14 protein-coding genes are annotated in these 14,141 nt (G+C 42.4%); all 14 read left to right on the forward strand.

The window, feature by feature from the left end:
* The first annotated feature begins 27 nt into the window (after nucleotides 1–27).
* Nucleotides 28–852: a DNA-formamidopyrimidine glycosylase gene (mutM, locus tag ACVBD2_RS04405; protein WP_461686199.1), complete on the forward strand. Its 825-nt coding sequence runs from the start codon at nucleotides 28–30 to the stop codon at nucleotides 850–852.
* Nucleotides 852–1,457, forward strand: coding sequence for a dephospho-CoA kinase (coaE, locus tag ACVBD2_RS04410; protein WP_461686200.1), 606 nt, complete (start codon nucleotides 852–854; stop codon nucleotides 1,455–1,457). Before mutM ends, coaE begins: the two co-directional genes overlap by 1 nt.
* Complete coding sequence (locus ACVBD2_RS04415) at nucleotides 1,444–2,652, forward strand: multidrug efflux MFS transporter (RefSeq protein ID WP_461686201.1); 1,209 nt, start codon at nucleotides 1,444–1,446, stop codon at nucleotides 2,650–2,652. Before coaE ends, ACVBD2_RS04415 begins: the two co-directional genes overlap by 14 nt.
* Nucleotides 2,643–2,792 (forward strand): 50S ribosomal protein L33, encoded by a 150-nt coding sequence (gene rpmG, locus ACVBD2_RS04420; RefSeq protein WP_007519517.1) that lies wholly within the window; start codon nucleotides 2,643–2,645, stop codon nucleotides 2,790–2,792. The genes ACVBD2_RS04415 and rpmG overlap by 10 nt, the downstream gene beginning before the upstream one ends.
* Before the next feature lie 39 nt (nucleotides 2,793–2,831).
* A complete protein-coding gene (gene secG, locus ACVBD2_RS04425) occupies nucleotides 2,832–3,065 on the forward strand; it encodes a preprotein translocase subunit SecG (RefSeq protein WP_000282517.1) in 234 nt (77 codons plus the stop codon).
* Between the two features lie 94 nt (nucleotides 3,066–3,159).
* Nucleotides 3,160–5,514, forward strand: coding sequence for a ribonuclease R (gene rnr / locus ACVBD2_RS04430; protein ID WP_461686202.1), 2,355 nt, complete (start codon nucleotides 3,160–3,162; stop codon nucleotides 5,512–5,514).
* The gene (smpB, locus tag ACVBD2_RS04435; RefSeq protein WP_001051742.1) at nucleotides 5,477–5,944 is read left to right on the forward strand and encodes an SsrA-binding protein SmpB; all 468 of its coding nucleotides are present in this window, start codon (nucleotides 5,477–5,479) and stop codon (nucleotides 5,942–5,944) included. Before rnr ends, smpB begins: the two co-directional genes overlap by 38 nt.
* 14 nt (nucleotides 5,945–5,958) lie before the next feature.
* Entirely contained in the window at nucleotides 5,959–6,819 is an 861-nt protein-coding gene (tehB, locus tag ACVBD2_RS04440) for an SAM-dependent methyltransferase TehB (protein WP_461686203.1), read from the forward strand.
* Between the two features lie 177 nt (nucleotides 6,820–6,996).
* On the forward strand, nucleotides 6,997–8,145 hold the full coding sequence (locus ACVBD2_RS04445; RefSeq protein ID WP_461686294.1) for a PDDEXK family nuclease: 1,149 nt from the start codon (nucleotides 6,997–6,999) through the stop codon (nucleotides 8,143–8,145).
* A gap of 76 nt (nucleotides 8,146–8,221) precedes the next feature.
* Nucleotides 8,222–9,178 (forward strand): competence protein CoiA, encoded by a 957-nt coding sequence (locus ACVBD2_RS04450; RefSeq protein WP_461686204.1) that lies wholly within the window; start codon nucleotides 8,222–8,224, stop codon nucleotides 9,176–9,178.
* 18 nt (nucleotides 9,179–9,196) lie between these two features.
* A complete protein-coding gene (gene pepF, locus ACVBD2_RS04455) occupies nucleotides 9,197–10,999 on the forward strand; it encodes an oligoendopeptidase F (RefSeq protein ID WP_461686205.1) in 1,803 nt (600 codons plus the stop codon).
* Nucleotide 11,000: 1 nt separating this feature from the next.
* Nucleotides 11,001–11,714, forward strand: coding sequence for an O-methyltransferase (locus ACVBD2_RS04460; protein WP_461686206.1), 714 nt, complete (start codon nucleotides 11,001–11,003; stop codon nucleotides 11,712–11,714).
* A 65-nt stretch (nucleotides 11,715–11,779) separates the two neighbouring features.
* Nucleotides 11,780–12,721, forward strand: coding sequence for a peptidylprolyl isomerase PrsA (gene prsA / locus ACVBD2_RS04465; protein ID WP_461686207.1), 942 nt, complete (start codon nucleotides 11,780–11,782; stop codon nucleotides 12,719–12,721).
* Between the two features lie 189 nt (nucleotides 12,722–12,910).
* A complete protein-coding gene (ftsW, locus tag ACVBD2_RS04470; RefSeq protein WP_461686208.1) occupies nucleotides 12,911–14,134 on the forward strand; it encodes a cell division peptidoglycan polymerase FtsW in 1,224 nt (407 codons plus the stop codon).
* Nucleotides 14,135–14,141 lie beyond the last annotated feature (7 nt).

Genomic DNA, 14,141 nt, shown 5'->3' on the forward strand with positions numbered 1-14,141 from the left:
CTTCTTGTTTTTACAGAAGGAGGATTTATGCCTGAATTACCAGAGGTTGAAACCGTTCGTCGTGGCTTAGAAAAATTGATTTTGGGAAAGAAGATTTCGAGTGTAGAGATTCGTTATCCCAAGATGGTCAAGACAGATTTGGACGAGTTTCGAAAGGAAGTGCCTGGTCGAGTAATTGAGTCAATAGGACGCCGTGGGAAATATTTGCTTTTTTACCTGAAAGACAAGGTCTTGATTTCCCATTTGCGGATGGAGGGCAAGTATTTTTACTATCCGGATCAGGTTCCTGAACGCAAGCATGCCCATGTTTTGATTCATTTTGAGGATGGAAGCACTCTTGTATATGAGGACGTGCGCAAGTTTGGTACCATGGAACTGCTTGCCCCCGACCTATTGGACGCCTACTTTGTTTCTAAAAAATTAGGACCTGAGCCAATAGAGCAGGACTTTGATTTGCAGTCCTTCCAAGCTGCTCTAGCCAAGTCTAAAAAGCCTATCAAATCCCACCTCCTAGACCAAACCTTGGTCGCTGGTCTTGGAAATATCTATGTGGATGAGGTCCTCTGGCGAGCGCAGGTCCATCCAGCTAGACCTTCCCAGACTTTGACAGCAGCAGAAGCGTTAGCTATTCATGACCAGACCATTGCTGTTTTAGGACAGGCAGTTGAAAAGGGTGGCTCTACCATTCGCACCTATACCAATGCCTTTGGGGAAGACGGAACCATGCAGGACTTCCATCAGGTCTATGATAAGACTGGACAAGCATGTTCCCGCTGTGGCACCTTCATTGAGAAATTCCAGCTCGGTGGACGAGGAACTCATTTTTGTCCTCAGTGTCAAAGGAGGGACTGATGGGAAAAATCATCGGAATCACAGGAGGAATTGCCTCGGGTAAGTCAACTGTGACAAATTTCCTAAGAGAGCAAGGCTTTCGAGTGGTCGATGCTGACGCAGTCGTCCACCAACTACAAAAACCTGGTGGTCGTCTTTATCAGGTCTTAGTTCAGCACTTTGGACAGGAAATTATCCTTGAAAATGGAGAACTTAATCGCCCTCTCTTGGCTAGTCTCATCTTTTCAAATCCTGAGGAGCGAGAATGGTCTAAGAAAACACAAGGAGAGATCATTCGTGAAGAACTGGCAGCATTGCGAGATCAGTTAGCTCAGACAGAAGCTATCTTTTTCATGGATATTCCCCTACTTTTTGAACAGGGATATGCCAACTGGTTTGATGAAACATGGCTGGTCTATGTGGACCGAGATGTTCAGGTAGAACGTTTCATGAAACGGAATCATCTTTCTAAGGAAGTAGCAGAGTCCCGTCTGGCCGCCCAGTGGTCTTTAGAAGAAAAGAAAAAATTAGCGAGTCATATATTAGATAATAATGGCAGTCGTGATCAGCTTGTGAATCAAGTAGTGAAGTTACTTGAAGGAGGCGATAGCTGTGCAAGAAATTAGTTGGAAAGAGAATCTTCGTGTCGCCTGGTTCGGTAGTTTTTTAACGGGAGCCAGTATTTCCTTGGTCGTCCCTTTTATGCCTATCTTTGTAGAGCAGTTGGGAATTGAAGGGGATCAAGTTGCTTTTTATGCTGGATTAGCCATCTCAGTTTCGGCAGTTTCAGCAGCTTTGATTTCCCCTATCTGGGGTATTCTTGCTGACAAATATGGTCGAAAACCCATGATGATTCGAGCTGGGCTTGCTATGACCATCACCATGGGAGGCTTGGCCTTTGTCCCAAATATCTATTGGTTAATCTTTCTTAGATTACTAAATGGCGTATTTACAGGTTTCGTACCGAATGCGACAGCTTTAATAGCCAGTCAAGTCCCCAAGGATAAGTCTGGCTATGCTTTGGGGACTTTATCAACTGGAGTAGTAGCTGGAACCCTAACCGGCCCCTTTGTAGGTGGCTTGATTGCTGAAATTTTTGGGATCCGCAATGTCTTTTTATTGGTAGGTGCTTTCTTATTTTTAGCTGCAATCCTAACCATTTTCTTTATTAAGGAAGATTTTCAGCCAGTGGCTAAGGAGAAGGCTATCCCGACGAAAGAATTATTTTCTTCTTTCAAGTATCCTAGGCTTTTAGTAAACCTATTTTTGACGAGCTTTGTCATTCAATTTTCAGCTCAATCAATTGGTCCCATTCTAGCTCTCTATGTTCGGGACTTAGGGCAGACTGAAAATCTCCTCTTTGTATCGGGCTTGATCGTATCCAGTATGGGATTTTCTAGCATGATGAGTGCTGGAGTGATGGGAAAACTAGGAGATAAGGTGGGAAATCATAGACTTTTAGTTGCAGCGCAGGTTTATTCAGTCATCATTTACCTTCTTTGTGCCCATGCAACCAGCCCCATTCAACTTGGCTTGTATCGTTTTCTATTTGGTTTGGGAACGGGAGCTCTCATACCGGGAGTCAATGCCCTTCTCAGCAAAATGACTCCGAAATCAGGTATTTCAAGGATTTTCGCCTTCAACCAAGTCTTTTTTTATCTCGGTGGAGTGATTGGACCTATGGCGGGATCCGCAGTTGCAGGATATTTGGGCTACCATGCTGTCTTTTATGCGACAGCAGCCTGTGTAGCTTTCAGTTGTTTATGTAACTTAGTTCAATTTAGATCATTATTAAAAGTAAAGGAAATCTCGTGCGAGTAAAAATTAATCTCAAATGCTCCTCTTGTGGTAGCATGAATTATCTAACTAGTAAGAACTCAAAAACCCATCCAGACAAGATTGAAGTTCTAAAATATTGTCCAAAGGAAAGAAAAGTAACTTTACATCTTGAATCTAAGTAGAATTTATGGTAAAATAATAGGGATTTTAAGGAGTTTGATATGTATAACCTATTATTAACCATTTTATTAGTATTATCTGTTGTGATTGTGATTGCGATTTTCATGCAACCAACCAAGAACCAATCCAGCAATGTATTTGATGCCAGCTCAGGTGATTTGTTTGAACGTAGTAAAGCTCGTGGTTTTGAAGCTGTGATGCAACGTTTGACAGGTATTTTAGTCTTTTTCTGGCTAGCCATTGCCTTAGCATTGACGGTATTATCAAGTAGATAAGAAATGGGCGAGACTAGGTCTTAGCCTATTTTTATTTTTAACGACACTTACAAAGTTATCACTCAAAAAAATTTTAAAAATCTAGAAAGAAAACATGAAAGATAAAATTAAAGAATATTTGCAAGAGAAGGGGCGAGTGACGGTAAATAACCTAGCTCAGGTTCTCGGAAAGGATGGATCCAAGGATTTCCGTGAGTTGATTAAAACCCTATCTCTGATGGAAAGAAAGCACCAGATTCGTTTTGAAGATGATGGTAGTTTATGTCTGGACCAAAAGAAGAAACATGAAATTACCCTCAAAGGGATTTTTCATGCCCATAAAAATGGCTTTGGCTTTGTTAGTCTAGAAGGGGAAGAGGACGACCTTTTTGTAGGAAAAAACGATGTCAACTATGCCATTGATGGTGATACCGTAGAGGTCGTGATTAAGAAAGTCGCTGACCGTAACAAGGGAACTGCTGCAGAAGCCAAAATTATCGATATTCTAGAGCATAGCCTGACGACAGTTGTCGGGCAAATCGTTCTGGATCAGGAAAAACCTAAGTATGCTGGCTACATTCGTTCAAAGAATCAGAAAATCAGCCAACCGATTTATGTGAAGAAACCAGCTCTTAAACTAGAGGGAACGGAAGTTCTCAAGGTCTTTATCGACAAATACCCAAGTAAGAAACACGATTTCTTTGTCGCTAGTGTGTTGGACGTGGTGGGACACTCGACTGATGCTGGGATTGATGTCCTTGAAGTCTTGGAATCCATGGATATTGTCTCTGAATTTCCAGAGGCTGTTCTCAAAGAGGCAGAAAATATACCGGATGCTCCCTCAGAAAAGGATATGGAAGGGCGTCTGGATCTGAGAGATGAGATTACCTTTACTATTGACGGTGCGGATGCTAAGGACTTGGACGATGCAGTTCACATCAAGCCTTTGAAAAATGGAAATATCGAACTCGGAGTTCACATCGCAGATGTTTCCTACTATGTGACTGAGGGTTCTGCCCTTGACAAGGAAGCCCTTAACCGCGCGACTTCTGTCTATGTAACAGACCGAGTGGTCCCAATGCTTCCAGAGCGTTTGTCAAATGGCATCTGCTCTCTCAATCCCCAAGTAAATCGCTTGACCCAGTCTGCTATTATGGAAATTGATAAACATGGTCGTGTGGTTCATTACACCATTACACAAACGGTTATCAAGACTAGTTTTCGTATGACCTATAGCGCTGTCAATGACATCCTAGCTGGCGACGAGGAAAAGAGACAAGAGTTTAAGAAAATTGTTCCAAGTATCGAGTTAATGGCCAAGCTTCATGAAAGGCTAGAAAGCATGCGTGAGAAACGTGGTGCCCTTAATTTTGATACCAGCGAAGCAAAGATTCTAGTGGATAAAAAAGGTAAGCCTGTGGATATCGTTCTTCGCCAACGTGGCATTGCGGAGCGTATGATCGAGTCCTTTATGCTGATAGCCAACGAAACAGTTGCCGAGCACTTTAGCAAGCTGAACCTCCCCTTTATCTATCGGATTCACGAGGAGCCTAAGGCTGAAAAAGTTCAGAAGTTTATTGACTATGCTTCAAGCTTTGGTTTGCGGATTTATGGGACTGCCAGTGAGATTAGCCAGGAGGCGCTTCAAGACATCATGCGTGCTGTTGAGGGAGAACCTTATGCAGATGTATTGTCCATGATGCTTCTCCGTTCTATGCAACAGGCTCGCTATTCAGAGCACAATCACGGTCACTATGGTCTTGCTGCAGACTACTACACTCACTTCACCAGCCCTATTCGCCGTTATCCGGACCTTCTAGTCCATCGAATGATTCGGGATTACGGCCGTTCTAAGGAAATAGCAGAGCATTTTGAACAAGTGATTCCAGAGATTGCAACCCAGTCTTCCAACCGTGAGCGTCGTGCCATCGAGGCGGAGCGTGAAGTCGAAGCCATGAAAAAGGCTGAGTACATGGAAGAATACGTGGGTGAAGAGTACGACGCAGTTGTATCCAGCATTGTCAAGTTTGGTCTCTTTGTCGAATTGCCAAATACAGTTGAAGGCTTGATTCACATTACTAATTTGCCCGAATTTTATCATTTCAACGAGCGTGACTTGACACTCCGTGGGGAGAAATCGGGCATAACCTTCCGTGTAGGACAGCAAATTCGCATTCGGGTTGAAAGAGCCGATAAGATGACGGGAGAGATTGATTTCTCTTATATTCCAAGTGAGTTTGATGTTATCGAAAAAGGCTTGAAACAAGCTGGGCGCAAAGACAGAGGTCGTGGTTCAAATCGCCGTTCAGACAAGAAGGAAGATAAGAGAAAATCAGGGCGCTTAAATGATAAGCACAAGCATTCACAAAAAGATAAAAAGAAAAAAGGCAAGAAACCTTTTTACAAAGAAGTAGCAAAGAAAGGAGCCAAGTATGGCAAAGGGCGAGGGAAAGGTCGTCGCACAAAATAAAAAAGCGCACCACGACTATACAATCGTAGATACGCTAGAGGCAGGAATGGTCCTGACGGGAACGGAAATCAAGAGTGTACGAGCGGCTCGAATCAATCTCAAGGACGGTTTTGCCCAAGTAAAAAATGGGGAAGTCTGGCTGAGCAATGTTCATATCGCCCCTTACGAAGAGGGCAATATCTGGAACCAGGAACCAGAACGACGTCGCAAACTTCTGCTCCATAAGAAGCAAATTCAAAAATTGGAACAAGAGACCAAAGGGACAGGAATGACCCTTGTTCCCCTTAAAGTCTATATCAAAGATGGTTATGCTAAACTCCTTTTAGGACTTGCTAAAGGAAAGCATGACTATGACAAACGGGAGTCGATCAAGCGTCGTGAACAAAACCGCGACATCGCGCGTGTGATGAAAGCTGTCAACCAGCGTTAAGAAGAGGAAGTAAAATGGAAAAATTAATTGCCTATAAACGGATGCCCTTGTGGAATAAACAGACCATGCCTGAAGCAGTTCAGCAAAAGCACAATACCAAGGTGGGCACTTGGGGAAAAATTACTGTCTTAAAGGGGGCACTCAAGTTTATTGAGTTGACTGAAGATGGTGAGGTTCTAGCTGAGCACCTCTTTGAGGCAGGAGCTGACAATCCCATGGCTCAACCGCAAGCCTGGCACCGAGTAGAGGCTGCCACTGATGATGTAGAATGGTACTTGGAATTTTATTGTAAACCTGAGGATTATTTCCCTAAGAAATACCAGACCAATCCTGTCCATTCGGAAGTCTTAGAGGCTATGCAGACGGTGAAACCAGGAAGAGCCTTGGATTTGGGTTGTGGTCAGGGGCGTAACTCTCTCTTTCTCGCACAGAATGGTTTTGATGTGACAGCTGTGGATCAAAATGAATTGTCCCTTGAAATCTTGCAAAGCATTGTGGAACAAGAGGATCTAGACATGCCTGTCGGACTTTATGATATCAATTCAGCCAGCATTAGCAAAGCCTATGATTTTATCGTTTCAACAGTTGTTCTGATGTTCCTACAAGCGGACCGCATTCCAGCTATTATCCAAAATATGCAGGAACACACCACGATCGGTGGCTATAATCTTATCGTCTGTGCCATGGATACAGAGGATTATCCTTGCTCAGTCAACTTCCCATTCACCTTTAAAGAAGGGGAGTTGGCGGACTACTACAAGGATTGGGAATTGATTAAGTACAATGAAAATCCAGGGCATCTGCACCGTCGTGATGAAAATGGCAATCGCATTCAATTACGCTTTGCGACCATGTTAGCTAAAAAAGTCAAGTAAATCAAACTTAACCCAGTGAATAGAAACCACTTTGCAAGGTTTCTATTCGTTTTTGTTTGCGTTGGTTGATTGGGGCGAGCAGGATTTTATGCTATACTAGAAGTAGGAAATCTGAGGAGTAGGGCTGCATTGCTGATACTCTCAGCGCAAGAAAGTCTTTATGATGGAGGTGGTCGAATGACGAGTCTTTTGGTGGAATTGTATGATCGGCATGTATTGGAAAAGAATGTCTACCAAGCTTTTATCAGTGATTGTGACGAGATTCTTTTTCTATCTTTGACGAAAATAAGCAATGAAGAGAAACTCTCTCTCCGTCATTTTATCCTGGATGAAGTCCCCCATATCCAACGAGTGACCTTTCTTCAGCTATCCTTAGAACAACTAGCGGACCAATTAGATTATTGCCTAGCAGGTTACGACCAAGTCCTTCTCGATGTTTTTGGCGGAGATTCTCTACTAGCCTTATCTCTCTATCAGTATGGATTGGATCGGCAGCTCCCCATCGTGGCGATGGATGTCGAGCGGGGAAAACAATACAAGTGGGTAGCTGGTCAGTTGGAAAAAGAAGATTTGGACATTCCTACCCTAAGCATCCAACAGTTGATAGCCTTGCGTGGTGGAAAAATGCTCAAATCAAAACGCCCTATCCACTCAGTTGAGCAAATTGCTGCCATCAAAAAATTAGCCAGCTCTGCCATTTCCAATCCCACCCACTGGTACCAAGTGACCCAATTTTTCTCTCTAGCAAAGACCAATGACCTTCATGCTGAAACTGAAAAGATACTGGAAAACAACGGCAAGTATTATCACTATCCAGAATCCCTTATCCCCTTACTAGTGGAAGCGGGGATGCTTTGTATTGAAAGCGAAGACAAGAAACGAGTAGCATACAGCTTTCCAAGTCAAGAAGCTCAAGTCTTTTGCCGCAACAAGGGACATATTTTAGAGGTATATCTCTATCTCTTGGCGCTGGAATCTCAGCTGTTTGATGAGTGCATGATAGGTGGTGAGATTGATTGGAATGGCATCTTTCCAGAGGCGGACAATGTTCAAAATGAGATTGATGTCATTCTGAGAAAGGGACGATCGATTACCTTTATCTCTTGCAAAATGACAGATTTATCAGTTGAAGCCATCAATGAACTAGAAGTCTATGCCAATCATTTTGCTGGAGAGAGTTGCCTCAAGTTAATTGTCTGTACGGGAAAAATCAATCCCGTTTATGCCAATCGCTGTCAAGAATACGGCGTGCTGGTCATTAGAAGCGAGCAGATTCCCAATCTCATTCCTATGCTAAAAAAATACTCTAAGAGACAAAAAAGATAAGAAATAGTATTATGAAAGGCTGGAATTCCAGTCTTTTTTGCTTCTTTTTCGAATAAATGAGAAAAGGAGGTAGACCATGTTTGTAGCTAGAGATGCCAAGGGGAATTTGGTGAATGCCCTCGAAAAAGATGTGACCAAGCAAGCTTATACTTGCCCTGCTTGTAGGGGCGGACTACGATTACGCCAAGGACAGAGTATTCGAACGCACTTTGCCCATGAAAGGTTAAGGGATTGCATCGCTATTTTCGAGAATGAAAGTCCAGAACACATGGGCAACAAAGAGGCCCTTTATCACTGGGCCAAGAAGGACAGTCAGGTCGCCTTGGAATATAGTCTGCCCGAGATTCAGCAGGTTGCGGATGTTCTCGTCAATGGGAAACTAGCACTAGAAGTTCAGTGCAGTCACTTGTCTCAAAAGCTTTTAGGTGATAGAAGTCAAGGATACCGCAGCCAGGGCTATCAGGTTATCTGGCTACTGGGAGAAAAACTCTGGTTAAAAGAGCGATTAACACAACTGCAAAGGGGATTTCTCTATTTTAGTCAAAATATGGGTTTCTATGTTTGGGAACTAGATCTCAAAAAACAAGTTTTGAGGCTCAAATATCTTCTGCATCAGGACCTACGTGGCAAACTTCATTTTCAGGTCAAGGAATTTCCCTATGGTCAAGGAAATCTCTTGGAAATTCTACGATTTCCTTATCAAAAACAAAAGCTAGCTCGTTTTACAGTTTCTCAAGATCCAACTATCTGTCACTACATTCGCCAACAATTGTACTACCAAACGCCTTACTGGATGAAAAAACAGGAGGAGGCCTATCAGCAAGGAGGCAATCTGTTAAACCGTCAACTGGATGACTGGTATCCCCAAGTCAGACCAATAGAGTCAGGAGATTTTTGTCAAATAGATCAAGATTTAAGTAGCTATTATAAAGAATTTTTCGCTTACTATCAAAAAAATATAAAAAATAATCGCCAAAAGCTCTATCCACCAGCCTTTTATCACTTATATTTTTCAGAAAATGTGATAAAATAGAAAGGATGGAGGAATCTTATGGTATTACAACGACATGAAATAAATGAAAAAGATACATGGGATCTTTCAACAATCTACCCAACAGACCAGGCTTGGGAAGAAGCCTTGAAAGACTTAACTGAAAAAGTACAAACAGCATCCCAGTATGAGGGGCATCTCTTGGACAGCGCAGACAGTTTGCTTGAGATTACAGAATTCTCACTTGACTTGGAACGCCAAGTTGAAAAGCTTTATGTCTATGCACATATGAAAAACGACCAAGATACGCGTGAAGCTAAGTATCAGGAGTACTATGCCAAGGCTATGACCCTCTACAGTCAGTTAGAACAAGCCTTTTCATTCTATGAACCAGAGTTTATGGAGATTAGCCAAGAGCAGTATGCGGTCTTCCTAGAAGCTCAACCGAAACTCCAAGTATACAAACACTTTTTTGACAAGCTATTGCAAAAGAAGGACCATGTTCTTTCGCAACGTGAGGAAGAATTGTTGGCTGGCGCAGGAGAAATCTTTGGCGCTGCTAGTGAAACTTTCGCCATCTTGGACAATGCGGATATTAGCTTCCCATACGTCCTTGATGACGAAGGCAAGGAAGTACAACTCTCACATGGTACTTACATCCGTTTGATGGAGTCTAAAAACCGTGAGGTGCGCCGTGGTGCCTATGAAGCCCTCTATGCGACTTATGAGCAATTCCAGCATACTTACGCTAAGACTTTGCAGACAAATGTTAAGGTGCAAAACTACCGCGCAAAAGTTCGCAACTATAAGAGTGCTCGCCATGCAGCCCTCGCTGCCAACTTTGTTCCAGAAAGTGTCTATGACAATCTAGTAGCAGCAGTTCGCAAGCACTTGCCACTCTTGCATCGATACCTAGAACTTCGTTCTAAAATCTTGGGAATTTCTGACCTCAAGATGTACGATGTCTACACACCACTTTCTTCTGTAGAATATAGCTTTACCTACGAAGAAGCCCTGAAAAAGGCAGAAGAAGCCTTGGCAGTCTTGGGTGACGATTACTTGAGCCGTGTCAAACGTGCCTTTAGCGAGCGTTGGATTGATGTCTATGAAAACCAAGGCAAGCGTTCTGGTGCCTACTCTGGTGGTTCCTACGACACCAATGCCTTCATGCTTCTCAACTGGCAGGACAATCTAGACAATCTCTTTACGCTTGTTCATGAGACGGGTCACAGTATGCACTCCAGCTATACTCGTGAAACCCAACCTTATGTTTACGGAGATTACTCAATCTTCTTGGCTGAGATTGCCTCAACGACCAACGAAAACATCTTGACTGAGAAATTATTGGAAGAAGTAGAAGATGATGCAACTCGCTTTGCTATCCTCAATAACTTCTTGGACGGTTTCCGTGGAACAGTCTTCCGTCAAACTCAATTCGCTGAGTTTGAACATGCTATCCACCAAGCAGACCAGAATGGAGAAGTTTTGACAAGTGATTTCCTCAATAAACTCTACGCTGACTTGAACCAAGAATACTATGGACTCGGCAAGGAAGACAATCCACAAATCCAGTACGAATGGGCACGTATTCCTCACTTTTACTATAACTACTATGTTTATCAGTATTCAACAGGTTTTGCGGCGGCTTCAGCCTTGGCTGAAAAGATTGTCCATGGAAGTCAAGAAGATCGTGACCGCTATATCGACTACCTCAAGGCAGGTAAGTCAGACTATCCGCTTAATGTCATGAGAAAAGCGGGAGTGGATATGGAGAAGGAAGACTATCTCAACGACGCCTTTGCAGTCTTTGAACGCCGTTTGAATGAGTTTGAAGCCCTTGTTGAAAAATTGGGAATGGCTTAAGATGGTAGAGTCTTATAGTAAAAATGCCAATCACAATATGCGACGTCCAGTCGTCAAGGAAGAAATCGTAGAACTCATGCGCCAGCGTCAAAAGCAGGTGACAGGTTCCTTGAAAGAATTGGAAGTCTTCGCTCGCAAGGAAAACATTCCTATCATTCCCCATGAAACGGTCGCTTATTTCCGTTTTCTCATGGAAACCATGCAGCCCAAAAACATTTTGGAGATTGGAACGGCAATTGGCTTTTCTGCCCTCCTGATGGCGGAACATGCTCCAAATGCTAAGATTACAACTATTGACCGTAATCCTGAGATGATTGGCTTCGCCAAGGAAAACTTTGCTCAGTTTGACAGCCGCAAGCAAATCACCCTCCTGGAGGGAGATGCAGTCGATGTCTTGTCAACCTTGACAGAAACTTATGATTTTGTCTTTATGGATTCTGCCAAGTCCAAGTATATCGTCTTTCTACCTGAAATCCTCAAACGACTTGAAGTTGGTGGAGTAGTGGTCTTGGATGACATTTTCCAAGGAGGCGATGTTGCCAAGGATATCATGGAAGTCCGTCGGGGGCAACGCACAATCTATAAGGGATTACAAAGACTTTTCAAAGCAACTTTGGATAATCCAGATTTAACGGCGACTTTAGTTCCGCTTGGGGATGGCATTCTCATGCTACGAAAGAATGTAGCAGATGTCCAGCTTCCTGAGAGTGAATGATTTTTAGAAAAATTTAAGACAATTTAGTAAAATAGAGAAGGTAACTTACCATAAAAGGAGTAAACATGAAGAAAAAACTATTGGCAGGAGCCATTACCTTATTATCTGTAGCGACTTTGGCTGCTTGTTCAAAAAGTTCTGAAGGGGCTGACCTCATCAGTATGAAGGGTGATGTCGTTACTGAGCATCAATTTTATGAACAAGTCAAAAATAACCCAACTGCGCAACAAGTTTTGCTTAATATGGCCATTGAAAAAGTTTTTGAAAAACAATATGGTTCAGAAGTAACTGATAAAGAAGTGGATGATGCTGTTGCTGAAGAGCAGAAGAAATACGGTGATAGTTATCAAAGTGTACTTCAACGTGCAGGAATGACTCCTGAGACTCGTAAAGCTCAAATTCGCACAAGTAAGTTGGTAGAATTGGCAGTTAAGAAAGCTGCTGAGAGCGAGTTAACAGACGAAGCTTACCAAAAAGCTTTTGAGTCTTATACACCAGATGTGACAGCTCAGATCATCCGTATGGATAATGAAGACAAGGCCAAAGAAGTTCTTGAAAAAGCAAAAGCAGCAGGAGCTGATTTTGCTCAGTTGGCAAAAGACAACTCAAATGATGACAAGACAAAAGAAAATGGTGGCGAAATCACTTTTGACTCTGCTTCAACAGAACTTCCAGAACAAGTCAAGAAGGCGGCCTTTGCCTTGGATGTGAATGGTATCTCTGATGTTATCACAGCGACTGGAACACAAGCCTACAGTACCCAATACTACATTATTAAGCTAACCAAGAAAACAGAAAAATCATCAAACCTAGATGACTACAAAGAAAAATTGAAAACGGTCATCCTAGCTCAGAAACAAAACGATTCATCTTTCGTTCAGAGCGTTATCGGAAAAGAATTCCAAGCTGCCAATATTAAAGTGAAAGATCCTGTTTTCCAAAATATCTTTGCCCAATACGTTGGTGGTGCAGACTCAAACTCAAGCAGTAGCTCATCAGCAGAATAAAAAAGAAAATACAAACTTCGTCTTGAAGTTTGTATTTTTTAGCAATCAGTTTCGTTCAAATAGCAAAATTCGAAGGATTGGAGGATAAGAGTTTTTTTCTTTCTGAAAAAATGGTATAATAGCAATCAAAACTAGAAAATAAAACGGAATTAGGAACAGTTTTCTCTGTTTCTATTAGAGTGGTGACATATGAAAATTAGTAAAAGGCACCTATTGAACTATTCCATTTTGATTCCTTACCTCCTTTTATCGATTTTGGGTCTAATTGTTGTTTACTCAACGACGAGTGCTACCTTGATCCAAGAAGGGAAAAGCGCTCTTCAGTTAGCTCGGAACCAAGGAATGTTTTGGGTAGTTAGTTTGGTTTTGATTGCCTTAATTTATAAACTGAAACTTGGTTTTTTAAGAAATGAACGCTTGATTTTTATCGTTATGTTTGTAGAGATGATTCTTCTAGCTTTGGCTCGGCTAATTGGAACACCAGTCAATGGTGCCTACGGTTGGATTTCTGTAGGACCTGTAACGATTCAGCCTGCAGAGTATCTTAAGATTATCATTATTTGGTACCTAGCCCATCGATTCTCAAAACAGCAAGATGAGATAGCTGTTTACGACTTCCAAGTCTTGACTCAGAATCAGTGGTTACCTCGAGCTTTTAACGACTGGCGTTTCGTTTTACTGGTTTTGATTGGTAGTTTGGGAATTTTCCCTGACCTGGGAAATGCGACCATTCTGGTTTTGGTGTCGCTGCTTATGTACACAGTTAGTGGAATTGCCTATCGTTGGTTCTCGACTATTCTAGCTCTCTTAGCAGGAAGTTCCATTTTAGCCTTGTCTGTCATTCGTCTTGTTGGGATTGAGAAGTTTTCTCAAATTCCGGTATTTGGTTACGTTGCTAAACGTTTTAGTGCCTTCTTTAATCCCTTTAATGACTTGGCGGGTGCAGGACACCAGCTCGCAAATTCCTACTATGCAATGGTAAATGGTGGCTGGTTTGGACTTGGATTAGGAAATTCCATTGAGAAACGTGGTTATTTGCCAGAAGCACATACGGATTTCGTCTTTTCGATTGTCATCGAGGAATTTGGATTTGTAGGAGCAGGTATGATTTTGGCACTCCTCTTCTTCTTGATTTTGAGAATCATCCTAGTCGGTATTCGAGCTAAGGATCCCTTTAACTCTATGGTTGCTATCGGTGTCGGGGGGATGATCCTTGTTCAGGTCTTTGTCAATATCGGTGGAATTTCCGGTTTGATTCCTTCTACAGGGGTAACCTTCCCCTTCCTTTCACAAGGGGGGAATAGTCTTCTGGTCTTATCTGTAGCCATTGCCTTTGTACTAAATATCGATGCTAGTGAAAAACGTGCCAAACTTATCAGAGAATATGAAGGTCAAACTTCTGTTACTCTATAAGGATTGA

This window comes from Streptococcus sp. KHUD_018 (assembly GCF_054861215.1).

Coding starts and splice junctions, on each gene's coding strand:
- smpB (WP_001051742.1), top strand. CDS start 5,477: ATGGCAAAGGGCGAGGGAAAGGTCGTCGCACAAAATAAAAAAGCGCAC.
- ACVBD2_RS04445 (WP_461686294.1), top strand. CDS start 6,997: ATGACGAGTCTTTTGGTGGAATTGTATGATCGGCATGTATTGGAAAAG.
- rnr (WP_461686202.1), top strand. CDS start 3,160: ATGAAAGATAAAATTAAAGAATATTTGCAAGAGAAGGGGCGAGTGACG.
- ACVBD2_RS04460 (WP_461686206.1), top strand. CDS start 11,001: ATGGTAGAGTCTTATAGTAAAAATGCCAATCACAATATGCGACGTCCA.
- prsA (WP_461686207.1), top strand. CDS start 11,780: ATGAAGAAAAAACTATTGGCAGGAGCCATTACCTTATTATCTGTAGCG.
- coaE (WP_461686200.1), top strand. CDS start 852: ATGGGAAAAATCATCGGAATCACAGGAGGAATTGCCTCGGGTAAGTCA.
- pepF (WP_461686205.1), top strand. CDS start 9,197: ATGGTATTACAACGACATGAAATAAATGAAAAAGATACATGGGATCTT.
- mutM (WP_461686199.1), top strand. CDS start 28: ATGCCTGAATTACCAGAGGTTGAAACCGTTCGTCGTGGCTTAGAAAAA.
- secG (WP_000282517.1), top strand. CDS start 2,832: ATGTATAACCTATTATTAACCATTTTATTAGTATTATCTGTTGTGATT.
- ACVBD2_RS04450 (WP_461686204.1), top strand. CDS start 8,222: ATGTTTGTAGCTAGAGATGCCAAGGGGAATTTGGTGAATGCCCTCGAA.
- ftsW (WP_461686208.1), top strand. CDS start 12,911: ATGAAAATTAGTAAAAGGCACCTATTGAACTATTCCATTTTGATTCCT.
- tehB (WP_461686203.1), top strand. CDS start 5,959: ATGGAAAAATTAATTGCCTATAAACGGATGCCCTTGTGGAATAAACAG.